The following is a 23,597-nucleotide window of genomic DNA, read 5'->3' as shown; positions in this document are numbered from 1 at the left end:
GGTTGATAAAATGCCTCGATGATCAAAACTAGCGCCACCGCCACTGTTGCAGCCGCAACGCCGATGCCCATCGTGGGCATCGGCGCTTCTGCGGGCGGGCTGGACCCGATCTGTGAATTCCTGGCCAGCGTACCGCCCGACGGCGGCTTCGCCTACGTGGTGGTGCAGCATCTGGACCCGGTACACAAATGCATGCTGCCCGAGCTGCTGAAACGGGTGACTGGCATGAACGTGCTGGAAGTGGAAGACGGCATGCCGCTGCGCGCCAACCAGGTCTACGTGGTGCAGCCGCATAACGACATGCGCATCGAGCACGATCATTTCAGCGTGCGCCCGGCCGACGAACGGCGCGGACGCCATCTTCCCATCGATATTTTTTTTCGCTCGCTGGCCGCGCACAGCCGCGATGTGGCGGTCGGCGTCGTATTCTCGGGCATGGGAGCGGATGGTGCGCTGGGCCTGAAGGCGATCCGCGACAATGGCGGCCTGACGCTGGCGCAATTGCCATCCACGGCGCGCTTCGATCCGATGCCTGCCGCCGCCATCGCCGCGCGCGCGGTGGATATTGTCGAGCTGCCGGGGCAAATGGCGGCACGCATCGTCGCGTGGTGGAGCACCCAGCAATCCGGCGTGCCGGAACAGGCGGTGCTTCAGCGCGACGGCTTGCAGCAGCTGTTCCAGTTGCTGCTCAAGCAGACCGGCGCCAACTTCTCCGACTATAAACTCAGCACGGTATTGCGCCGCATCGACCGCCGCATGAAGTTGCGCCAGTGCGCCTCGCTGGCCGACTATGTCTGTTTCATGCGCAGCCACCCGGCCGAGGTGGAGCTGCTGTTCAAGGAACTGCTGATCGGCGTCACCAACTTCTTCCGCGATCCCAAGGTGTGGGAATACCTGATGGGCAGCGCGCTGCCGCAACTGATCGCCGCCCATCCGGAGGGCGCCACCTTCAAGGCCTGGGTGGCCGCCTGTTCCACCGGCGAGGAAGCGTACTCGCTGGCGATCGCGTTCAACGAAGTGCTGGAAAAGCTGCGTCCCAAGGCGCGTTACGCCTTGCAGATTTTCGCCACCGACCTGGATGATGACGCGGTCGACCAGGCGCGCCAGGGCGTGTTTGGCGCTGACATCGAGGCGGATGTGTCGGAGGGGCTGCTGCAGCGCTATTTCATGCCGGCGGAGAAGGGTGGCTACCGCATCCGCAAGGATGTGCGCAACACCATCATCTTCGCGCGCCAGAATGTGATTTCCGATCCGCCGTTCACCAAGCTGGACCTCCTGTGCTGCCGCAACCTGCTGATTTATTTCACCGCCAAGCTGCAGGAGCAATTAATACCGCTGTTCCATTACGCCTTGCGCACTGGCGGCCTGCTGATGCTGGGCAGCGCCGATACGCCCGGCCATTTCAGCCAGCTGTTTGCACCGATGGCCGGCGCGGGCCGTGTCTACCGGCGGCTGGACGCATCGATCAACCGCGTCGCCAATTATTTCCCCACCCGGGTCAGCAGCGTTTCGGCGCCCATTCTCATTGAACCGAACAATTCCACCATGAACGGTAATCTCCAAAACCAGGTCGAGCAGCAGCTGCTCAAGAAGCACGCGCCGGCCGCCGTGCTGCTTAACGCCCATGGCGACATCCTGTACATCCACGGCCGCACCGGCGCTTTCCTGGAGCCGGCGGCCGGCAAGGCCAACTGGAATATCCATGCGATGGCGCGCGATGGCTTGCGCCACGAGATGGCGGAGCTGCTCAAGCGCGCCACCCAGGAATCCGGCGTGATCTTGGTGCAGGGCCTGATCCAGCGCGACGAAACCGGCAAGCCGGCGCAGGCGCTGGACCTGACGGCGGAAGCGATGCCTGACACCGGCCCGCTGCCCGGCACGGTGCTGCTGACCTTTGCCACTGCGTCGCTGCCGCCGAAGAAGCGCCGCAGCCGTTCCAGCAATCCGCATGTGCTGGAGCTGGAACAGCAGCTGGCGCAGGCGCGGCTGGAGATCCAGGCGGTTCGCGACGAGATGCAGGCGTCGCGTGAAGAGCTCAAGTCGGCCAACGAAGAACTGCAATCGACCAACGAGGAGCTGCAATCTACCAATGAGGAACTGACCACCTCCAAGGAAGAGATGCAGTCGCTGAACGAGGAGCTGTACACCGTCAACGCCGAGCTGCAATCCAAGGTGGACGACCTGTCGCTGGTCAACGGCGACATGAAGAATCTGCTCAACAGCACCGACGTGGCCACTATCTTCCTCGACAGCGCGCTGCGGATACGCCGCTTCACCGACCAGACCACGCAGATTTACAAGCTGATACCCAGCGACGTTAACCGCCCGCTGAGCGACATTGTCAACGACCTGCTATACGCCGACCTGGAGGCCGACGCGCAGAACGTGTTGCGCACGCTGGTGTTCTGCGAAAAGCAGATCGAGACGCACAGCGGCGGCTGGTACACCATGCGCATCCGTCCCTACCGTACCGTGGATAATGTTATCGACGGCGTGGTGGTCACCTTCATCAATATCACCGAGCTGAAGCAACTGGAGGCACGGCTGCTGTCGCAACCCAAGGACGCTGGCCGCGTATGAGCAAGCGCGCCCGCCCCGAGCTGGATCCCGGCCAGTTGCGCGCGCTGGCGGAGCGGGGGGCGGCCGCGCTGCCACAGCCGCCGGCCAGCGCCGACAGCGACGAGCTGCGGCGCTGGCACGAGCTGCAGGTCAGCCAGCTGGAACTCGATATGCAGCAGCAGGCGCTGGCCGAGCTGCAAAGCGAGCGCGATGAAGCCGACAGCATGCGCCTGCGCTACGCGGCGCTGTACGACCAGGCGCCGGCCGGCTATCTGTCGCTGGACGAGGATGGCGCCATCGCGCGCGCCAATCTGGCGGCGGCCGAGCTGCTGCAATGCCAGCGCGACCAGTTGTTCGGCAAGCGCTTCGAGCAGTTCCTGGCGCCGCAGGCGCAGGCGGGCTTGCGCCGCTTCCTGGCGCGGCTGTTTGCCAGTGGCGTGCGCGATGTGATGGAGGCACCGCTGTTCGACCGCCACGCCAGCGATGGTGCGTCGCCGCTGCGGCATGTGCGCATCGAGGCCAACCTGGACGCAGAAGCGGCGCGCTGCCGCATGATCCTGACCGATATGGGCACCCCCGGCCTGCGCGACGCGGCGCGGCTGCGCGCCATGCAGGTGCTGGACAGCATAGGCGAGGCGGTGCTGGTGTGCGACGCCGAGCGCAATATCGTTTCGGTCAACCATGCCTTCGTGACGCTGACCGGCTATCCAGTCGAAGAGGCGCTGGGCCGCAATCCGCGTTTCCTGGGGCGGCCGGGCGCGCATGACGCGGGCTATCACGCCGAGGCCATGCGCCAGCTGCGTGAGCAGGGTCAGTGGTCCGGCGATGTGTTCAACCGTCGGCGCGACGGCTCGCCTTACACCGCCAAGATGTCGCTGACGGTGATGCGCGGCGAGGACGGCGCGATCAGCCATTTCATCGGCGTGTTCTCCGACGTGACGGCGCAGCGCGCGGTCGACGCCGCGCTGCTGCGCTGGTCGCGCGAGCTGGATGCGCGGGTGGCCGAGCGCACCGCCGAGTTGTCGGAGTCGCGCGAGCAGCTGCGCAAGCTGGCCGAGCACCTGGAAACCATCAAGGAAGAAGAACGCAAGCGCATCGCCCGCGATATCCACGATGAGCTGGGGCAGAATCTGCTGGCACTGCGCATCGATATGTCGCTGCTGAGCCAGCGTACCGGCGCGCGCCATCCGCGCCTGCACCAGCGTGTCAACGCCGCGCTGGACAATGTCGACGCGACCATCCGCAGCGTGCGCGGCATCATGAATGAATTGCGGCCGCCGGTGCTGGACCTGGGCCTGCCGGCTGCGCTGGAATGGCAGGCTGCGGAATTCCGCAAGCGCAGCGGCCTGGCGTGCGCGTTGACGCTGCCGGACGAGTCGGACTGCGCCAACCTGGCGCCGGAGACGGCGATCGTGTTGTTCCGAGGCTTGCAGGAAGCTCTCAGCAATGTGCGCCGTCATGCTGGCGCCAGCCGGGTCGAGATCGTGCTGGCACGCACGCCGGGGCGGTTGGCGCTGAGCGTGGCCGACGATGGCGTCGGCATGGCGGCGGACCAGGGCCAGCGCGGCGGCGATGCGTTTGGGCTGATCAGCATGGCGCAGCGGGTCGCGGCGCAGGGCGGCAGCCTGCTGATTGACAGTCCGCCGGCCGGCTGCGGCTGTAGGCTGACGCTGAGCTTCGATCTATAATACCGGCGCCGTCATACAATCAGGGGCCATATCTTGTTAAAATATTTAGTCATTCCAGCCGCAGTGCTGTGCGCCACAAGCGCATATGCAGACGAAGGCCAATGGCAGCCATACCAGCTGCCGCAACTGAAATCTGAACTGAAACGCATCGGCATCGCCATCCCGGCGGAAAAGCTGGCCGACTTGTCCAAGCACCCGATGAGCGCCATCGTATCGCTGGGCGGCTGCTCGGCGTCGTTCGTCTCGGACGCCGGCCTGGTGGTCACCAATCACCACTGCGCCTATGGCGCCATCCAGCGCAATTCGACGCCTGAACATAATTACATCGCCAACGGCTTCCTGGCCAAGACCCGCGACGCCGAACTGCCTGGCGGCCCGAACACGCTGGTGTATGTGACCGACAAGGTGGAAAACGTCACCAGCCGCGTGCTGAAAGACATCACCCCCGCGATGAACGGCAAGCAGCGCAGCGACGCGGTGGATAAGGCCATCAAGTCGCTGATCGCCGAATGCGAAAGCGACAAGAGCTACCGCTGCTCGGTACCTGCCTTCCATCGCGGCCTGGAATACTATCGCATCCGCCAGATGATGATACGCGACGTGCGCCTGGTGTACGCGCCAGCCAATTCGCTGGGCGACTTTGGCGGCGACATCGATAACTACGAATGGCCGCGCCATGTGGGCGACTATTCCTTCCTGCGCGCCTATGTCGGCAAGGACGGCCGGCCGGCCGATCCATCGCCGGACAACGTGCCGTACAAGTCCAGGGACTTCCTGGTGGTGTCGGCCGAAGGCTTGAAGAACGGCGATCCGGTGCTGCTGGCCGGCTACCCAGGCCGCACCAGCCGCTACAAGCTGCCGTCGGAAATCCGCTATGCGCGCGACGACGCCTATCCGGCCAAGGCTGGCGAGATCCAGTCCGACCTGGACGTGATTGCTGCCGCCACCAAGGACAGCGAGGCTTCGGCCGTGCGCTACGCCAGCGTGGTCAAGAGCCTCAACAACGTGATGAAGAAAACCCGTGGCCTGATGGACGGCTTCGCGCGCAAGGATATCGCCGCCATCAAGGACGTGCAGGACGCCGAATTCCGCGCCTGGTACGCCAGGCAGCCGGGCAGCAAGCAGCTGCTGGCGGAACTGGACGCGCTGATCGCCGCCGACATCGCCCTGAGCAGCGAGGAATTCGGCTATAGCGTGGCCACTACCGGCGACCTGCTGAAGTCCGCGTCGTCGCTGTACCGGCTGGCGCAGGAAAGCGCCAAACCGGACGCCGAGCGTGAACTGGGCTATCAGCAGCGCGACCTGACCTTCATCAAGGCGCGCCTGAACCGCCTGGAGCAGTCGTATGTCGGCGGTGTCGACCAGGCGCGCTTCATCGCCGCGCTGCAACGCTACGCCAAGCTGCCGAAGGCCATGCATGTGAGCGGCCTGGATGCGCTGCTGCCGTCGGTGGACGCGGTGCCTGCGCTGTACGCGCAGTCGAAGCTGGGCGACACCGCCACCCGTTTGTCGTGGGTAGGCAAAGACGCGGCTGCGGTGGCTGCCTCGGACGACGCCTTCGTCAAGCTGGCGGTAAAGATCGATGGCGTCAGCAAGTCGCTGATCGAACGCCGCAAGGAACTGGACGGCAATCTGGAACGCGTGATCCCGCAATACATGGCGGCCGTGATCGCGTGGAAGAAGTCGCAGGGCAAGCCGGTGTACCCGGACGCGAATTCGACGCTGCGCGTGACCTACGGCACCGTATCGGCGTACTCGCCGAAGGATGGCATTACCAAGGGCCCGTTCACTACCATTGAAGGCATCGTCGAGAAGAACACCGGCAAAGCGCCATTCGACGCGCCGCAAAATCTGCTGGATGCGATCAAGGCCAAGCGCTATGGCAAGTTCAAGGACCCGGTGCTGGGCACTGTGCCGGTTGATTTCCTGACCAGCGCCGACACCACCGGCGGCAACTCCGGCTCGGCGGTGATGAACAAGAACGGTGAGCTGATCGGCCTGAACTTCGACTCGACCTATGAGTCGATCACCAAGGACTGGTACTTCGACCGCGACATTACCCGCGCCATCCATCTGGATATCCGGTATATGCTGTGGGTCATGGCGGAAGTCGACCATGCCGACAATCTGCTCAAAGAAATGACCATCAAGTATCCGAAAAAATGACGACGCTGCAGCTCCTTCTGAGTTACGCCAATATGCCATTGCATCTGGCGGTATTTGCCACGACCCCGCTGGAGCTGCTGTCGTTCCTGCTGTCGGTGGCGACGGTGTGGCTGAACATCCGCCAGAGCCATTGGGCCTGGCTGTTCGCCATCATTTCGTCGGCCACCTACGGCCTGGTGTTTTATGGTTCGCGGCTGTATGGCGACATGGGCTTGCAACTGGTGTTCATCACAGTGTCGATCTTCGGCTGGTATCAGTGGCTGCATGGCGACGATAGCCATGACAAGCTGCCGGTGACGGCGCTGTCGCCGCGCGGCCGCGTGCTGGCGGGTGTGGCCTGGCTGGCCGGCTTTGTGCTGCTGGCCTGGTTCCTCAAGACCTATACCGATACCGACGTGCCGAAGTCGGATGGTTTCCTGACGGCCGGCTCGCTGGTCGGCCAGCTGCTGCTGTCGCGCAAGAAGATCGAGAACTGGCATGTCTGGATCATTGTCGATGTGCTGTACGTCGGCCTGTACCTGCATAAGAATTTGATACTGACCGCGCTGCTGTATGCGGTGTTTGTCGGCATGGCGGTGATCGGGCTGCGCGCCTGGCGCGGCGATACCCACACCGGCGGCGGTCGCCTGGCGCTGGAATGAGCACTGCGGCGCTGCGCATTGCCATTCTGGGCACAGCGTCATCCGGCAAGTCGACGCTGGCCGCCGCGCTGGCGGCGCGTCACGGCACTATCTGGGTGCCTGAATATTTACGTGAGTTCGTCGATACCGCCGGCCGGGTGCCGGTGGAGGGCGATCAGATCCACATCGCCCGCACCCAGCGTGCGCACGAAGACGCCGCAGCACCGGGCGCGACGCGTTACCTGTTCTGTGATACCTCGCCGCTGATGACGGCGGTGTACAGCCGCCATTACTTTGGCGGCATCGATGCGCAACTGGCGCCGCTGGCCGATGCGCATGCGCGCGACTATGACCTGACGCTGGTGACCGCCGCCGACATTCCCTGGCAGGCGGATGGGCTGATGCGTGAAAACGAAGCGGTCAGCATCACCATCAACCGCATGCTGCATGCAGAACTGGCGGCACGCGGCATTGCCTATGTGCCGATCAGCGGCAGCATGGCGCAGCGCATCGCCCAGGCGGACGAGGCGCTGGCCGCGCTGCCGTAATTACAGGTCGAACTGCGCCGACACGCGCACCGTGCGCGAGGCGCCTGGCATCAGGTAGCCGCCCAGGTCCGGCGTGACATCGCGCCAGTAGAACTTGTCGAACACATTGTCCACGCTGGCGCGGAAAGTCGTGCCGATATCGCCGATGCGGGTTGCGTACGAAGCGCTCAGATTGGTCACATGGTACTTCGGCACGAACACGCTGTTGGCCGCATCAAAGGCTTTCTTGCCGGAGTAAAGCCAGTTGGCGCCGACCTTCAAGCCTTGCACCGCCGGCACGGCATAGTCCGCATACACCGACGACTTGAACGCCGCCACATCGGTCACGCGCTTGCCGTCCAGCTCTGCCGAACCGGTGCCGCTTTGACGCGTATCCAGCGCGGTGGCCGAGAAGCCCACCATCAGCTCACGCGTGGCGCGGCCGGCCAGCGCCAGTTCCAGGCCACGGTTCTGCGCTTCGCCGTTGCGCACGAAGTAGTTGGCGGCATCGGTGTATTCCAGGCCTTTGCGGATCTGGAACAGCGCCACGCTGGCGCTCAGGTCCGGACGGATATCGGTCTTGATGCCCACTTCCACCTGTTTCGATTTGCCCGGCTCCAGCGCGCGGTGCTCGTTGACGGTTCCCATTGGCGCCACGCCGCCATGCTCCAGACCCTGCGCGTACGACACATAGGTCGAGACGTTAGGACGCACGGCATACACCAGCGCCACGTTCGGCAGCCAGAAGCCGATGTCGGTATGCGCAAAGTCGCCGCCGTCGGTCAGCTCGTCGCGCTTGACCTGTACATAGCGTGCGCCGGCGTGCAGCTTCAGTTGCTCATTCAGGCTGACGATGTCCTGTGCGAACAGCGCGCGCTCGTTGTCGCGGCGGCGCTCGGATACCGGACCGCTGCTGCCGGGCGCTGGCGCGACCACCACCGGGTGGTAGATATTGCTGGTGCCCGACCAGTCGTACAGGTAGTCGCCCCATTTTTCGCTGTTCTTGAAGAACGACGCGCCGCCGGTGAACTCGTGCCGGATTACGCCGGTGGCGAAGCGGCCTTGCAGCAGCGCCTGCGCCGTCAGCGGCGATTTCTTTTCGCCCAGGCTGATGTAGTTGTAGACATCGTAATCGCCATTGCCGCAGAAGCCCGGATAGAGTTCCTGCGCGGCGCAGCCGTAAGGGAAGGCGGTGTAATCGTCGCGCTTGAAATGGTGCTGGTTGGCGCTGATGGTGGCGTTCCACTCCGGCGAGAATTGGTAGGTGAAGCGCGCGCCCACATTGCTGCTGGTGGTTTCCACCGGGCGGCTCCATGGCTGGTCGTTCAGCAACTGGTCGGCCGGCACGTTGGGCAGCGTGGCGTTGTTCAGCAGCTGGTAGCCGGGCGCGGTGATCTGCGATTTGCGCTGGTAGTCGGCGTCGATTTGCAGCAGCGCCTGAGGCGAGATGCGCCAATCGAAGGCGGCCGAGACAAATTTGCGGTTGCCGTCCGCGCCCTTGATGTAGGAGCGCAGGCGCTCGCCGGCGACGTTGAAGCGGTAGCCGAAATCGGTATTCTCAAAACGACCGCCCAGATCCAGCGCGCCGTACAGCGTGCCGCGCTCGCGTGCTTCCAGCACCACGGTGCGCAGCGGCGTGTCGGTAGGGCGCTTGGTGACGAAGTTGATGATGCCGCCCGGCGCGGCCACGCCAGCCTGCAGGCCGGACAGGCCTTTCAGCACTTCCAGCTGCTCCTTGTTTTCCAGCGCGATCTGGGTGTCGCCGGCGATGGCCATGCCGTCCTTGCGGTAGCTGGACGCGTTATCCAGCTTGAAGCCGCGGATCGAGAACTGCTCGGCGTAGCCGACTGCGTTGTAGGCATCACTCAGGCTGGCGTCGTAGCGCGCCGCGTCGGTGGTGGAACGGATTTGCAGATCCTGCATCTGCCGCGCGCTCAGCACACTGACCGATGCCGGAGTTTCCAGCAGCGGGGCATTGGAGAAGCCGGCGATCGAAGCCGAGCCAGCGCGCAGCTTGACGCCGCTGACGACCACTTCGGGCATGGTCTGATCGGCTTCCTCGGCGGCGTGCGCGCAGGCGGAAGTCATCTGTAACACCGCCAGGGCGATGGCGGATACTGCAAAGTTTGGTGTGGACATATCTGCTCTCTACGTGTTCGGCTGGATGCCGGCGAAGAGAGCCATCAAAGGAGGGGAGGGACCGACTTTTGCGCTTTCCTTCGCTGGCATTATCCAGATCAGGTACGAAGGGTATCTCTCACCCGGAAACGATGTTCCAGGACCCCTAGCGAGGCGCCAGTGTAACACAGTTGTCATGTCGCGCCAGCCAGCGCGGTGGCGTGCGCCATGTTTTGCGCCGCGCCGCTACACTGCGGCATCGCGCCGCCACAGGGCGGCCACTGAAAGGATTTGAATGAAGCAGTCGTATCAAGAGGGGAGCTGGTTTGCCGTGCCGTTGCTGGACGGCGGCTACGGCTGGGGTCTGGTGGCGCGCCTGACGCCCGGCAGCAAGATCATGCTGGTCTATCTGTTTGGCCCCAAACTGCCGCGTTTCCCGTCGCTGGAAGAGTTGAACACTTTGCAGCCGCAGGACGCGGTCAAGGTGCTGCGCGTTGGCGATATGGCGCTGGCCAGCGGCCACTGGCGCGTGCTGGGCGACGCTGCGGACTGGCAGCCGGCGCGCTGGCCGGTACCGCAATTCCTGCGCCGCGCCGATGCGCTCAAGCGCGCCTGGCGCGTCACCTACGCCGACACCGATCCGGGCCGTTCCGAGCGCGAGGAGTCCGTGCCTTATGAAACACAAGGATTGGAGGCGGACTCGCTATACGGCTATGGTTCGGCGGAACTGCTGCTGACCAAATTGCTGGAAGCGCCCGATCACCCGATTAACCGGCAGAATTCGCACAGCTGACATTCCAGGCCGTGTATTCGCCACGGCTCTTGCGCACCGCTACCCGCACCAGCGTATCGCGGTCGCTCTCAAACACCATGCCGACCATCGACGCCGCGCCGTTCGACGGCGGCGCCGGCTCGATCGCGGCCAGGCGGAAGGTCAGCGAGCGCTGGCGGGCGCAGGATGAGTTACCGGCAAACAGCAGGCGCGCCCGCGCCAGCAGCGTGCGGTGCTGCCAGATCAGCGCCTTGACATCTTCGGGATTGACCTGCGGGTCCATGCGGGTGGTGTACTGGATGGCGCTGCAAATCACGTTCGGCGTGGCCAGCCACACATACCATTCCGGCGCGGCCGCCGACGGCATCCAGCGCTCGCCCTTGGGCGCCTTGGGGTTGTAGATGTAGCTGGTGCGGATTTGCCGGCACAGGTCCGGCGTGTGGCGGCGCGGCGACGAGTCGACGCGGGCGATTACCTGCCACGGCTCGCCACGGCGGCGCTGTATGTCAAACGCCGGCGCGAACAGCGATGGTCCGCCGCTGACGCGCGGCGGCACTTGCAGCCGGTAGTATTCGTCGAAGGAGCTGCGTTCTTCTTCGGTCGGTTCGCGGGTCTGCGGCGCCTGCGGTTTGGCCGCATGCGCGGCGCAGGCTGCGCCCAGCAGCGCAAGCACCGCGTAGTTCAGGAGACGGCGCATTACAAGCCTTTCATGACGATCTGGATCAGCAGGCCGCCGCCATCGCGGTTGCGTACCTGGAGTTCGGCGTTGTGGCGGGTGATCACGCGTTCGACGATCGCCAGTCCTAGGCCGGCGCCGTTGGCCTGGCCGCGCGCCTCGTCGAGCCGGGTGAAGGGCTTGAGCAACTGCTCGATCTGCGCGGCCGGCACGCCGACGCCGTGATCCTGCACTTCGATGACGATGCGCTTCGACCCGTGCGCACCCTTGATGCGGCAGCTGATGTCGATGTCGGTGTACTCCTCGCCCGGCGTCTTGCCGTAGCGGCGCGCGTTTTCGATCAGATTGTTGATCACCCGCTTGATGTCGGTGGCGTTGCCCATGGCGTGCGCGCCGGGTGCGATGTCGGTGCTGATGCGCAGGTCGGGCAGGCGCGACGCCTCGTGTGCGGTGTCGCGCAGCAGCTCGCTGATGTCGATATCGAGGAAGCTGGAGGCCTCGGTCGGCTTGGCGTAGTCGAGGAACTGGCCGATGATGGCGTCCATCTGGCCGATATCCGACTGCATGCCTTCGCGCGCCTCGTCGGACAGGTGGGCCATCTCCACTTCCAGCTGCATGCGCGCCAGCGGCGTGCGCAGGTCGTGCGAAATGCCGGCCAGGATCACCGCGCGGTCGGACTCCACCTGCTGCAAGTCGTCGACCATCTGATTGAAGCTGCGGTTGGCCTCCATAATCTCCATCGGGCCTTTTTCCGGCAGTGGCGCAGGGCGCTTGCCCTGCGCGAAATCGCGCGTGGCCTGGGTCAGGCGGCGCAGCGGCAGGTTGACCAGGCTGGAAATCAGCGCCGCGCCCAGCAGCGACACCACCGACACCACGCTGGCCCAGCCCAGCCACTGAATGCCTGTCAGGCCGCGAATGCGCTCGCGCTCCAGCATCAGCCAGTACTGGTCGTCGTCGATATTGAAGCTGACCCAGAAACCGGCCACGCCATTCACCTTGGACGAGAAGCGGGTGGCCGCGCCCAGCTTGGCCTTGACCAGCTTTTCGATGTCGGGCATCAGCGCGTTGCTGGCCGGCGGCTCGACCTTGTCGTCTTCTTCCAGCGGGAATACGCGGATGCCTTCATTCGACACCAGCTCGAACAGCAGCTCGCGGCGCAGCTCGGGCGCCGAGTGGGTCAGCGCCGCATGGGTGATGGTCACCACCGAGATCACCTGCGAGGAAATCTGCTGCACCTGCGGCTCGTGCTGCACCACGCTGATCATGCCGACCCAGGCGGTCATGCTGGTGGTGGTCAGCGCCCCAAGCAGGAAGAAGGTGCGCCAGAACAGGCCGCTTTTCAGGCTGGCGAGACGCAGGCCAAACGGTAACTTCAATGGCAGGCTCAATAGCAACTTCATGCGCGCGCCCACGCCTTAGCGCGGTTGTCCCTCCGGGATGAACACATAGCCCAGGCCCCATACGGTCTGGATGTACAGCGGGCTGGAAGGATCGGGCTCGATCAGCTTGCGCAGGCGCGAGATCTGCACGTCCAGGCTGCGGTCGAAGACTTCGTACTCGCGGCCGCGCGCCAGCTCCATCAGCTTTTCGCGCGACAGCGGCTGGCGTGCGTGGCGGGCAAACACTTTCAGCACCGAGAACTCGCCGGTGGTCAGCGGCACCGTCTCGCCGTTTTTCTTCAGCGTGCGCGTGCCCAGGTCCAGCACGAACTGGCCGAACTCGAAGGTCTGCGGGGTTTCCGACGGCGCGCCGGGAATTTCGTCCGGGCCGCGGCGGCGCAGCACCGCGCCGATGCGGGCCACCAGCTCGCGCGGATTGAAGGGCTTGGGCAGGTAGTCGTCGGCGCCCATTTCCAGGCCGACGATGCGGTCCACGTCCTCGCCCTTGGCGGTCAGCATGATGATCGGCGTCTGGTCGCCGGCACCACGCAGGCGGCGGCAGATCGACAGGCCGTCCTCGCCAGGCAGCATCAGGTCCAGCACCAGCAGGTCGTAGCGCTCGCGCAGCCACAGCTTGTTCATGGCGGTGGCGCTTTCTGCGGTGAACACATTGAAACCCTGCTCGGTCAGGTAGCGGCGCAGCAGGTCGCGCAGGCGGACGTCGTCGTCCACCACCATGATCTTGGCGGCGTGGCCCTGTGCGTTGGCGGCTGCGGTGTTGCCGGAATCAGTCGTTGTACTAGTCATTTGGCTGCCAGATTTGTCTTATTCATGTTGCTATGGTAACGTCATATTCGTCCTGCGAAAACGCGTGCGGGACGACCCATTACAAATTATTACAAACTTTACCCAATTCGCCTTACCCCCTCGGTCAAAGCATCATACACTGCGGGCATAGATTCAGCTTTCCAGGGAACGCCATGTTCATCGATCACAAAAAAAAATCCGCGGCAGCAAGCGCATCTTTTTGCGTTCGATCCTCCTTGGCTGGCGCGCTGCTATGCTGCGGCCTGCTGGGCGCGGGGGGGGCAGGCTTGGCGCAGGCGCAGGCGCAGGATGGCCAGCGCCGCGAGGCGCAACCGCAACAGCAGGGTGGCCAGCGCGGCGAGCAGCCGCGTTCCGGCGACGCGCGCCAGCTGGATGCCCGCCGCTACGAAGAGCGTGCTGAGGAACAGCGCCGCGCCATGCAGGAAGCCAGCCGCAACGCCGAGATGAATCGCCGCGTCGGCCGCATGACGCCGGACGAACGGCGCGATCTGCGTCGCCAGATCAATGAAGTGGGGCAGGACCTGTATTCAGTGCCGCCCAAGCGTTAATTTTCAGCAATTAAACGTATAAAATCGCTATAGTTGTTATTTGAGTATTATTGATCTGTATCAATATCCTGACACATAGCGCTCGCCGCGTATTGTTTTCCCTATTTTTTGCTTTGTCTAAGTGTAATATTAATTTATTACACGCAACGCCCTTCGGCTGCATGCGTGCCGTTGGGAGGATATCGTGGTTCAAGACGTTGCATCCGCAGCGCCAGCCGCAGGTCAGGAGCCACAAGCTCCCGGACCCGGCTTGCCGATAGGTTTAGTCAAGCGCGCGGACGGAATTTATATCGATGTCGGCATGAGCAAACCGGCGCTGACGGCGGCGGTGGCGCACGTGTTTCAGTCGGACTGGTATTTCGCCGGCCTGGATTACGCCGCGCTGATCAATGCCTTGTACGGCGTCGGGCCAGACATGGGCCAGCTGCAGGCCCTGCGCCTGGCCGACGCGCTGCAGCCCTTCGATCCGGCCCGGCTGTCGCTGTACAAGCCGCCCAAACTCAGCCTGTCCTACGCCGAATATTATTTCCAGCAGCTGTATCTGGAAGAGGAAACACTGGCTGACGGCAGCGTGCTGCCGGAGCGCCCGGTGCAGCTCGACATCGACGAATTCATCGCCTTCATGTGGCAGCAGGGCATACGCTTCGGCATCGACGTGGCGGCAGTGCGCGCGGCGATGGCTTCGCCCAAGGCCGACCGCATCACCTTTGCCACCGACCTGGAGCCGGCGCCGGGCCAGCACGCCAGCGTGGTTGAAGTCTCGGCCGACCTGCATCGCAGCGACGCGCCCAAGGCGCGCGCCGACGGCCGCATCGACCTGCAAAGCTTCCAGAACCGCTTCCCGCAGATCAAGGCGCAAGTGCGCCTGCTGAAAAAGCTGGAGGCGGTGCCCGGCCTGCCGGGCTTCGATCTGGCCGGCCGCAAGACCGAGCCGGAAGCGCCCAAGGACCTGACGCTGCGCTTCCTGGCCGGCGAGGGGACGGAGGCGCGGATGGCCGAGGATGGTGAGTACCTGGTGTCGACCCGCGAGGGTTTCCTCAGCGTGGACTCCAAATCCAACCGCATTTCCATCACCGACAAAATCATCAGCCTGGAAGGCGTCAGCGGCCGCACCACCGGCAATCTGCAACTGGCTGGCGCCTATGAGGAATATGGCGATGTGCAGGAACAGCGCGACGTCACCGGCAGCGATATCACGGTGCACGGCAACGTCTACGGCAATATCCATTCGCGCGGCGGCACGGTGGTGCTGGACAAGAACCTGGTCAGCGGCAGCGTGCACAACGCCGCCGGCGATATCCGCATCGCCGGCGTGGCGTCGAATTCGGTAATCTACGCCAGCAATGGCGCGGTCGTGGTGCAGCGTGCCGAGAACTGCGTCATCTCCGCCACCCGCGTCAAGATCGAGGAAGCGTCCAACTGCGAAATCATCGGCGAGGAAGTGCTGGTGTCGGTGGCCGAAGGCTGCGTCATCGCCGGCCGCAACGTCGAAGTGGAAAGCGCCGGCCCGCGCCGCCGCACCGAGATGGTGATCTATGTGCTGGTCAAGGACGTGACCCAGTTCGACCGCGAGATCGCCGATCTGGAGCTGCGCGTGGCCACCTTCGCACAGGCCAATCAGGACAGCCAGCTGGAGATGGAGCGCATCGCCGCGCTGCCGGATGTGCGCCGCTATCTGGCGCTGGCCGCCAAGCTGCGCACCCAGGAACTGGTGCTGACGCCGGAGCAGGGCCAGCACCTGCGCAAGATCGCCAGCGCCGTAGCCGAAGAGATGAAAGCGATCCAGAAGCTGAAGCTGGATGTGCAGGTCGGCCAGACGCAGCACAAGCTGCTGAGCGACCGCCTGGAGCGCGTGATCGAACAGAAAGTGGCGGCGGCTGGCATCGCCCGTTGCGGCCTGCATATGGCCAACGGCGAGACCATGGTGCGCACCATGCCGTTTGCGGCCGACACGGCCGCCTTGCGCCAGTTGCAGGCAAAGGACTTGAAGCAGCGCCTGCGAGGCACGCCGAGTGGTGGTGAACTGCTGTTCGCGGACAGCAGCGGCACGCTGGATTGGCATTTGAATCCGCGCTTGCGTGTGACTTTCCCCTGATGCGGCTGGCGCAAGCCGTCGCTAACATGCTAACCTTGCGCTAAGATTAAAAAGTGAAGGGGCCATGCCATGGCATGGCGGCCCGACGTACATCATCCTGGGGATTAGACTGTGTCAGACGACGCTACGGCGCTGGAACAAACTGCGGAAGGCGAGCTCCCTGCAGCCATCGTCCGGCGCGCGGACGGTGTTTATTTTCAGGCTGATGCCGCCGCCGTGGCCTGCCTGACCGCCGTCAGCCAGATGTTCATGAGCAGCGCCTATTTCGCCGGGCTGGATTACGCGGTGTTCAGCAAGATGCTGTACAACGTCGGCCCGGACCTGCCGGAATCGCTCCGTAGCCAGCCCTTGCTGCGTTTCGCCGACAGCATCCAGCCATTCCACGCGGCGCGCCGCGCTTTGTACAAAACTGTCAAAGTGATCAACGGCGAAGCGGAATACTATTTCGAGCCGGTCTACTTTGAAGTGCCGGATCTGCCGCCGCAGCCGGCGCGCCTCAACTTTGACGAATTTGTCGCCGACATGTGGATCAAGGGCATACGGTTCGGCATCGATGCGCCGGCCGTGCGCGAGGTGATCGGCAGCGGGCGGCTGGCGCGCATCACCGTTGCGCGGCGCCTGAATGCGGTGCCGGGCAAGGATGCTGCCATCGAGGAAGTGTCGCAGGACATCCACCGCAGCAACGCACCCAAGGATATGGGCGATGGCCGGCTGGATCTGCAAACTTTCCAGAATCGCTTCCCGCAGGTGAAACCCAACGTCAAGCTGCTGCGCAAGGTGCCGCGCACGGCGGGCGTGCGTGGCTACGAGCTATCCGGCCTGGTGCTGGAGCCGCCGGTGCCCAAGGATATTGAGCTGGCCAGCGTGGCCGGCGAGGGGACGGTGGTCGAGAACCTGCGCGGCGGCGAGTTCCTGGTGTCCGCTGTCGAAGGCTTTCTGAGCGTCGACCCGGCCAGCAAGCGGCTGTCGATCGGGCCCAAGATCATCAGCCGCGAAGGCGTCAGCGCGCGCACCACCGGCAACCTGCAGCTGACCGGCGAGTATGAGGAGTTCGGCGACGTGCAGGAACAGCGCGTGGTCGAAGGCGGCAATATCACCATCCACGGCGACGTGTTCGGCAATATCGCGTCGCGCGGTGGCGATATCTCGCTGAACAAGAATCTGATGGGCGGCACGATCACCAATGCCGACGGGGCGATCCGCGTGCGCGGCGTGGCGTCCGGCGCGGTGTTGCAGACGCGGCATGGCGAGATCGCGTTGACGCGCGCGGAGAGCTGCATCATTTCCGGCACACGGGTGGTGATTGGCGAAGCCAGCAATTGCGAGATCATTGCCGAAGAAGTGGTGATCAAGGTGGCTGAAGGCTGCGCCATCGCCGCCCGCAAGATCGAGATCGTGCACGCCGGGCCGCGCAAGCAGAGCGAGATGCTGTTGTACGCGCTGGTGCCGGATACCAGCAAATTCGACAAGAAGATCGCCGAGCTGCTGCCGCGCGTGACGTCGGCGGCGCGCGAGGCCGAGGCGCATCAGGCGGAGATGGACAGCATCACCAATCAGACCGAGGTGCGCAACTACCTGACGCTGGCCACCCGCGTGCGCAAGCGCGAGCTGACGCTGACGCCGGAACAGCTGCCGCTGTTCCAGAAGATGGCGGAGGCGGTCGGCCCGTCGCTGCGCCAGGTGGCCAAGATTTCGCTGGCAATGAAGGCGGCCCAGGTGCGGCATGAGCAGGCGCAGGAGGAGGTTGGCAATGTGCGGCGGCAGAAGTCGGCCTTGCAGCGCGGCTCTCGCTGCGTGGTGGAGCTGCTGACCGGCGAGGTGCTGTTGCGCACCATGAGTTTCATGCCCGGCGAGCCGCCGCCTTATGACCGTCCGGCCAAGGAGGTCAAGGCGAAGGTGCGCGGCGCGGCTCCCGGCATGACGTTGCTGCACAGCGGCCCGCTAGGGCCGATCAACTGGGCGCCGCCGGTCGACGATTAGCGCCGCCAGCAATTCGCGCGCATAGCCGGGCAGGGCTTCGGCGTCGCGCACGCAGACCAGCAGCTTGCGGTCGGCCCAGGCATCGCTGAGCGCCACCAGCCGCAATGGCTCCGGGCTGCGCCGCGCGGCGGTGGCCGGCAGGATGGCCAGTCCGGCGCCGCTGGCCGCCATGCGGGCGACCGCTTCAAAACTCAATAGCCTGATCTTGCAGCGGAAGCGGCGGCCCAGCCGAGCCGCCTGTTCGGTGGCGTTCTGCTGGAAGGCGCTGTCGCCGGCCAGACCGATGAAATCGTGATCCAGCGCCTGCGCGAAGGCGATCCGGCGCCGGCCTTTCAATTGCTGCGCCAGCGGATGGCCACGCGCCATCGCCAGCACCAGCGCATCGTCGCGGAAGGGAAAGGTCTGCAAGCCGGCGTGGTCCACCGCGTCCGAGATGACGCCGATGTCGGCGGCGCCGTCGGCCACCGCCTGCACGATCTCGCGGCTCATGCGCTCTTCCAGGTTGATGCTCAGTTGCGGATGGCTTTTGAGGAAGGCCGCCAGCGCTTCCGGCAGGAATTCGGTGATGGCCGAGGTGTTGCACAGCAGCCGCACCTGGCCTTTCAGTCCGGTGGCAAATTGCGCCAGGTCGGCGTGCATATTCTCGGTCTGGCGGATGATGGTGCGCGCGTGCTGCAACAGCGTGCGGCCAGCCTCGGTCGGCTCGGTGCCGCGCCGGCCGCGTTGCAGCAGCGGCACATTGAGCGCTTCCTCCATGCCCCGGATGCGCGCGCTGGCCGAAGCCAGCGCCAGGTGCGCCAGCTGTGCGCCGGCGGTGATGCTGCCGCTTTCGGCGATGTGGATGAAGAGCTGCAAGTCAGTCAGGTCGAAGCGCATAGCCTAAGTATTATCCGAAGTCTGACTCAGTATATTCCACATTTTCAGCTGCGCTGCGGGCGGGCACAATACGCTGCATGGACATCTTATTTATCGCTGTGGTTTTCATTGTGGCTGGGCTGGTGAAAGGCGTCACCGGCATGGGCCTGCCGACGGTGGCGATCGCGCTGCTGTCGCTGCGCATGGCGCCGCTGGAGGCTGCCGCGCTGCTGATCGTGCCTTCGGCTGTGACGAATGTATGGCAGTTGGCCGCCGGCCCGGCGCTGTATCCGCTGTGGCAGCGCTTTCGCTGGGTGATGCTGGCTATCTGTGCTGGCGTCGCTGCCGCCGGTATGCTGGGCGCGGCCGGCTGGAGCGGGGCGGTGCTGGGCGTCGCGCTACTCGCTTACGGGCTGCTCGGTCTGACCGGCTGGCGGCTGCACGTGGCACCGCGCCATGAACGCTGGGCCGGGCCGCTGGCAGGCGCCACCACCGGCATGATGGCTGGCGTGACCGGCGTGTTCGTGATGCCGGTGGCGCCATACTTCCAGGCGCTGAATCTGGACAAGGACGATCTGGTGCAGGCGCTGGGCATGGCGTTCACGGTTGGCACGGTGGCGCTGGCGGCGCTGCTGGCGATCCACGGCGAGTGGCACGCGTCGGCCGCCGGCAATTCGGTGCTGGCGCTGCTGCCGGCCATCGCCGGCATGCAGCTGGGCCAGTGGCTGCGCGGCCGCATGCAGCCGGCGCTGTTCCGCCGCTGCTTCTTCCTCGCGCTGCTGGCGCTGGGCGCGCATCAGCTGTTGCGATAATAGAGAAGAAGCTAAAACGCGACCTTGCCGCGCAGCTGTTTGCGTTCGCCGTCCCTGGCCTTGCCGTCGAGGCGGCGGCGCTGCGAGCTGAAGGTGGGCTTGGTGGCGCGGCGCACGGTGGGCAGCACCGCCACGCTGTCGACCATCTCCTGCAGGCGGCGCAAGGCGTCCTGCTTGTTGGCGCCGAGGCTGCGCGACTGCTGCGCCTTCATCACGATCACCCCCTCGCGCGTGATGCGGCTGTCGCGCAAGGCCTGCAGGCGCAGCTTGATGTGTTCGGGCAGCGACGAGGCGGCGATGTCGTAGCGTACATGCACGGCGTTCGACACTTTGTTGACATTCTGTCCGCCCGGCCCCTGGGCGCGGATGGCGGTGAATTCTACTTCGTCAGGATTGATCTGGGTGTTCATCGGCCGATTGTAGCAAACCCGCTTGCGCGTCGGGTAAAGTTGACGCCTGTCAACGTCGAACGGTTCGGGCGCGGTTAGCATGGCTACAGCTGTCTTCCCGAACGAAAGGATCATCATGGCTTCCTCCAACACGCCGCAGGCCGAGGCGCGTCAGTACCTGGTGTTCCGGCTGGGCGGGCGCGATTACGCGCTGGATTTTGAGCGTGTGCAGGAGCTGCGGCCCTTGCAGGCGCTGGAGCGCCTGGCTGGCGACGATGGTGGCGTGATCAGCGGCCTGGTGGTGTCGCGCGGCGTCATCATGCCGATCGTCGATATGCGCATCGCCTTCGGCCCGCGCCCGCCGCAGCACGATCCGCGTACCGACGTGATCGTACTCAAGCTGTCCAGCTGCGTGATGGGGATGGTGGTGGATGGCGTGACGGATATCGTCGCGCTGAAGCAGGAACAGATCCAGCCGGTGGCCAGTGCGACCGAGGTCGATTACCTGACCGGGGTGGGGGAGGTGGAAGGGCGCCGCCTGATCGTGGTGGACATCGACAAGCTGATGTCGGTCCGCAAAATCCAGTACGGCGCCCGCCAGGCGGCATAGCCGTTTTAGCTGAGCGCTTCCAGTTCTTCGCTCAAGGCCAGCCACTGTTCTTCCAGCTCGCCCAGTTCCTTGGTGCAGTAAGCCTGGTCGGCCAGCAGCTCCTTCAGCCTGGCCTTGTTGGCCGCGTCGTAGATCGACTCTTCGGCCAGTTGGGCGTCCACTTCAGCTTTCTTTGCGGTCAGCTTGGCGATCTGCTCGTCCAGGCGCTTGATCTTTTGCTCGATCGGCTTGCGCAGCCCTGACAGGCGCTGGCGCTCTTCCGCACTCTGGCGCTTCTGTTCCTTGCCGGCGGCTGGCGCGGCGGCGGCTTTAGGCGGTGCCACTGGCGACTGCACCGGGAAGGCGGTCTTGTTGTCCTTGCCGGCGGCCGGCAGCACATCGGTGCCTTTCCCCAGCTTGGTCTGGAACAGCCAGTCCTTGTAGTCGTCCAGATCGCCGTCGAACGGTTGCAGCTTGCCGTCGGCGACAATGATGAACTGGTCGGTGGTGGCGCGCAGCAGGTGGCGATCGTGCGATACCACCACCAGCGTGCCTTCGAACTGCGCCAGCGCTTCGGTCAGCGCTTCGCGGGTTTCCAGGTCCAGGTGATTGGTTGGTTCATCCAGCAGCAGCAGGTTGGGGCGCTGCCAGACGATCAAGGCCAGCGCCAGGCGGGCTTTCTCGCCGCCGGAGAACGGCGCGATCGAGCTGGTCACCATGGTGCCTGGGAAGTTGAAACCGCCCAGGAAGTTGCGCAGTTCCTGTTCGCGCGTGGTCGGCGCGATCTTCGCCAGGTGCCACAGCGGCGATTCGTCGTGGCGCAGCATCTCCACCTGGTGCTGGGCGAAGTAGCCGATGTTCAGGCCTTTGCCGGTGGTGGATTCGCCGGTCAGCGGCGCCAGCTCGCCGGCGATGGTCTTGATCAGCGTCGACTTGCCGGCGCCGTTGATACCCAGCAGGCCGATACGCTGGCCGATCTGCAGCGAGAAATTGATATCGCGAACGATGGTTTTCTCGCTAATGTCGCCGGTCTGTTCGTTTTCGCTGCGGTAGCCGGCGTTGACGTCTTCCATCACCAGCAGCGGGTTCGGCGCGTTCAGCGGCTCGCGGAATTCGAAGGAGAATTCGGCGGCAGCGCGCAGCGGCGCCAGTTCTTCCATCTTGGCCAGCGCCTTCATCCGGCTCTGTGCCTGGCGGGCCTTGGAGGCTTGCGCCTTGAAGCGGTTGACGAACGATTCCAGGTGGGCGCGTTTGCGTTGCTGCTTTTCCAGTGCGCCAGCGGCCAGTATCATCTGCGCCGCGCGCTGGCGTTCGAAGGCCGAGTAGTTGCCCGAGTAGCGTTTCAGCTTGCGCTCGTCGATGTGCACCACCACGTTGACGATTTCGTCGAGGAAGTCGCGGTCGTGGGAGATGATCAGCAGCGTGCCGGTGTAGCGTTTAAGCCAGTCTTCCAGCCAGATGATGGCGTCCAAATCCAGGTGATTGGTCGGTTCATCAAGCAGCAGCAGGTCGGAAGGGCACATCAGCGCTTGCGCCAGATTGAGGCGCATGCGCCAGCCGCCGGAGAAGCTGGCCACCGGTTGCTGCATCTGGTCGAGCGAGAAGCCAAGGCCCAGCAGCAGCTGTTCGCCGCGCGACTGCACGGTGTAGGCGTCGGCGTCGGCCAGCGCGCCGTAGATGTCGCCCATGGCGATGCCGTTCTCGGTGGATTCCGGTTCGGACTCCAGGCGCGCCAGTTCGGCTTCCAGCTTGCGCAGGCCGACGTCGCCGTCGATGGCGTAATCGAGGGCGGCGCGCTCCAGCGGCGGGGTTTCCTGCGCTACGTAGGCAACGCGCCATTTGGCCGGGAAATCGATGTCGCCCTGGTCGGGATGCAGCTCACCGCGCATCATTGCGAACAGGCTGGATTTGCCGGCGCCGTTGGCGCCGATCAGGCCGATCTTGTCGCCGGGATTGAGGGTGACATCGACTTGTTCCAGCAGCGGCTTCACGCCGCGCATTAAACTAACTTGATTAAAACGGATCATTGTTTATTCTCGCGCCTTCGCTCCCGCGCAGGCGGGAGCCCATACTCAGCATGGATTCCCGCTTGCGCGGGAATGACATTAAATTTTCAGTTGGTCGGCCGTCAGCAGGAAGACCATGTCGTCGCCGTTGCTGGTGGTGAGCCAGGTCAGGCCCAGTTCACCAAATGCGGCTTCGGCAAATTCTTTTTCATTGCCGATCTCGACGATCAGCAGGCCATCGTCGGTCAGGCGTTCGGCGGCACCGGCCACGATGCGGCGCACCAGGTCCATGCCATCCTTGCCGCCATCCAGCGCCAGTTCAGGCTCGGCGCGATATTCCATCGGCAGCTTGCTCATAGAGGACGAGTTGACGTACGGCGGATTGGTGATGATCAGGTCGTACTTCTTGGCCGGCACATTGGCGTACAGGTCGGATTGAATCAGCGTCAGGCGGTCTTCCAGCTCGTAGGTGGCGACGTTGCGCTTGGCGACTTCCAGCGCGTCGGCCGAAATGTCGACCGCGTCCACCGCAGCATCAGGGAAGGCGTCCGCCATCATGATCGCCAGGCAGCCGGAGCCAGTGCACAGTTCCAGGATGTTGCTGACATTCTCAGGCTCGTTGACCCACGGTGCGAAGTATTCGGGGATCAGCTCGGCGATGAAGGAGCGCGGCACGATGGTGCGTTCGTCCACGTAGAACTTGTAGGTGCCCAGCCACGCCTCGTTGGTGATGTAGGCCGCCGGAATGCGTTCGATGACGCGGCGGTCGATCACCGCCAGCACCGACGCCACTTCTTCCGGCAGCAGCCTTGCGTCCAGGAAGGGATCGAGGCGGTCCAGCGGCAGCTTCAGCGTGTGCAGGATCAGGTAGGCTGCTTCGTCAAACGCTTCCATGCTGCCATGGCCGAAGAACAGCTGGGCGGTATTGAAGCGGGTGACGGCGTAGCGCAGCAGGTCGCGCGGCGTGGTGAAAAGTGTCGTGGTCATGGC

Annotated in this window: 19 protein-coding genes and 1 riboswitch; of the genes, 11 read left to right on the top strand and 8 right to left on the bottom strand. The window is 64.4% G+C overall.

Annotated elements, in window-relative coordinates:
• Positions 1-18: 18 nt before the first annotated feature.
• The 5 genes from KW842_RS06400 to KW842_RS06380 are packed head-to-tail and all read left to right on the top strand — an operon-like array spanning position 19 to position 7,581.
• Positions 19-2,580: a chemotaxis protein CheB gene (locus KW842_RS06400; RefSeq protein ID WP_229223538.1), complete on the top strand. Its 2,562-nt coding sequence runs from the start codon at positions 19-21 to the stop codon at positions 2,578-2,580.
• The gene (locus KW842_RS06395; protein WP_218303267.1) at positions 2,577-4,247 is read left to right on the top strand and encodes a PAS domain-containing protein; all 1,671 of its coding nucleotides are present in this window, start codon (positions 2,577-2,579) and stop codon (positions 4,245-4,247) included. The genes KW842_RS06400 and KW842_RS06395 overlap by 4 nt, the downstream gene beginning before the upstream one ends.
• A gap of 33 nt (positions 4,248-4,280) precedes the next feature.
• Positions 4,281-6,413, top strand: a complete 2,133-nt coding sequence (locus KW842_RS06390) for a S46 family peptidase (protein WP_218303266.1) — start codon at positions 4,281-4,283, stop codon at positions 6,411-6,413.
• 32 nt (positions 6,414-6,445) lie between these two features.
• On the top strand, positions 6,446-7,054 hold the full coding sequence (gene pnuC / locus KW842_RS06385; RefSeq protein ID WP_218303265.1) for a nicotinamide riboside transporter PnuC: 609 nt from the start codon (positions 6,446-6,448) through the stop codon (positions 7,052-7,054).
• Positions 7,051-7,581 carry an AAA family ATPase gene (locus KW842_RS06380; RefSeq protein ID WP_218303264.1) on the top strand — a complete coding sequence of 177 codons (531 nt, stop codon included), beginning with the start codon at positions 7,051-7,053 and terminating at the stop codon, positions 7,579-7,581. The genes pnuC and KW842_RS06380 overlap by 4 nt, the downstream gene beginning before the upstream one ends.
• On the opposite strand, the gene KW842_RS06375 is transcribed toward KW842_RS06380, so the two are convergent.
• On the bottom strand, positions 7,582-9,699 hold the full coding sequence (locus KW842_RS06375; protein WP_218303263.1) for a TonB-dependent siderophore receptor: 2,118 nt from the start codon (positions 9,697-9,699) through the stop codon (positions 7,582-7,584).
• A gap of 58 nt (positions 9,700-9,757) precedes the next feature.
• Positions 9,758-9,856: riboswitch (TPP riboswitch) on the bottom strand.
• 117 nt (positions 9,857-9,973) lie between these two features.
• Here KW842_RS06375 and KW842_RS06370 point away from each other — a divergent pair.
• Complete coding sequence (locus tag KW842_RS06370; RefSeq protein WP_218303262.1) at positions 9,974-10,471, top strand: Imm26 family immunity protein; 498 nt, start codon at positions 9,974-9,976, stop codon at positions 10,469-10,471.
• Here the strand turns inward: KW842_RS06370 and KW842_RS06365 are convergent.
• From KW842_RS06365 to ompR, 3 genes are read right to left on the bottom strand one after another with little or no spacing between them, the layout of a single operon-like run.
• A complete protein-coding gene (locus KW842_RS06365) occupies positions 10,446-11,147 on the bottom strand; it encodes a hypothetical protein (RefSeq protein ID WP_218303261.1) in 702 nt (233 codons plus the stop codon). The genes KW842_RS06370 and KW842_RS06365 overlap by 26 nt on opposite strands.
• A complete protein-coding gene (locus tag KW842_RS06360) occupies positions 11,147-12,526 on the bottom strand; it encodes an ATP-binding protein (RefSeq protein ID WP_218303260.1) in 1,380 nt (459 codons plus the stop codon). Before KW842_RS06360 ends, KW842_RS06365 begins: the two co-directional genes overlap by 1 nt.
• A gap of 15 nt (positions 12,527-12,541) precedes the next feature.
• Positions 12,542-13,243 carry a two-component system response regulator OmpR gene (ompR, locus tag KW842_RS06355; protein ID WP_304514953.1) on the bottom strand — a complete coding sequence of 234 codons (702 nt, stop codon included), beginning with the start codon at positions 13,241-13,243 and terminating at the stop codon, positions 12,542-12,544.
• 305 nt (positions 13,244-13,548) lie between these two features.
• Here ompR and KW842_RS06350 point away from each other — a divergent pair, with 305 nt between their 5' ends.
• The 3 genes from KW842_RS06350 (at position 13,549) to KW842_RS06340 (ending at position 17,956) form a co-directional block, all read left to right on the top strand.
• A complete protein-coding gene (locus KW842_RS06350; RefSeq protein ID WP_229223537.1) occupies positions 13,549-13,881 on the top strand; it encodes a hypothetical protein in 333 nt (110 codons plus the stop codon).
• A 250-nt stretch (positions 13,882-14,131) separates the two neighbouring features.
• A complete protein-coding gene (locus KW842_RS06345) occupies positions 14,132-15,976 on the top strand; it encodes a flagellar assembly protein A (protein ID WP_229223536.1) in 1,845 nt (614 codons plus the stop codon).
• 111 nt (positions 15,977-16,087) lie between these two features.
• Positions 16,088-17,956 carry a flagellar assembly protein A gene (locus KW842_RS06340; RefSeq protein WP_373925143.1) on the top strand — a complete coding sequence of 623 codons (1,869 nt, stop codon included), beginning with the start codon at positions 16,088-16,090 and terminating at the stop codon, positions 17,954-17,956.
• Here the strand turns inward: KW842_RS06340 and KW842_RS06335 are convergent.
• Positions 17,918-18,832, bottom strand: a complete 915-nt coding sequence (locus KW842_RS06335; RefSeq protein WP_218303257.1) for a LysR substrate-binding domain-containing protein — start codon at positions 18,830-18,832, stop codon at positions 17,918-17,920. The two genes, KW842_RS06340 and KW842_RS06335, sit on opposite strands and share 39 nt — an antisense overlap.
• A gap of 77 nt (positions 18,833-18,909) precedes the next feature.
• On the opposite strand from KW842_RS06335, the gene KW842_RS06330 reads away from it, so the two are divergent.
• Positions 18,910-19,623 (top strand): sulfite exporter TauE/SafE family protein, encoded by a 714-nt coding sequence (locus KW842_RS06330; RefSeq protein ID WP_218303256.1) that lies wholly within the window; start codon positions 18,910-18,912, stop codon positions 19,621-19,623.
• 11 nt (positions 19,624-19,634) lie between these two features.
• Here the strand turns inward: KW842_RS06330 and arfB are convergent, their stop codons facing one another.
• Entirely contained in the window at positions 19,635-20,033 is a 399-nt protein-coding gene (arfB, locus tag KW842_RS06325; protein ID WP_218303255.1) for an alternative ribosome rescue aminoacyl-tRNA hydrolase ArfB, read from the bottom strand.
• 115 nt (positions 20,034-20,148) lie between these two features.
• On the opposite strand from arfB, the gene KW842_RS06320 reads away from it, so the two are divergent.
• The gene (locus KW842_RS06320) at positions 20,149-20,622 is read left to right on the top strand and encodes a chemotaxis protein CheW (protein ID WP_229223535.1); all 474 of its coding nucleotides are present in this window, start codon (positions 20,149-20,151) and stop codon (positions 20,620-20,622) included.
• Positions 20,623-20,627: 5 nt separating this feature from the next.
• Here the strand turns inward: KW842_RS06320 and KW842_RS06315 are convergent, their stop codons facing one another.
• Both KW842_RS06315 and prmB read right to left on the bottom strand, forming a co-directional pair.
• On the bottom strand, positions 20,628-22,628 hold the full coding sequence (locus KW842_RS06315; RefSeq protein WP_218303253.1) for an ATP-binding cassette domain-containing protein: 2,001 nt from the start codon (positions 22,626-22,628) through the stop codon (positions 20,628-20,630).
• A 78-nt stretch (positions 22,629-22,706) separates the two neighbouring features.
• A complete protein-coding gene (gene prmB, locus KW842_RS06310; RefSeq protein WP_218303252.1) occupies positions 22,707-23,594 on the bottom strand; it encodes a 50S ribosomal protein L3 N(5)-glutamine methyltransferase in 888 nt (295 codons plus the stop codon).
• Positions 23,595-23,597: the final 3 nt, after the last annotated feature.

The organism is Duganella sp. sic0402, from assembly GCF_019219065.1.
Taxonomy (GTDB): Bacteria; Pseudomonadota; Gammaproteobacteria; order Burkholderiales; family Burkholderiaceae_D; genus Rugamonas.
This window is presented reverse-complemented; position numbering and strand designations above follow the sequence as displayed.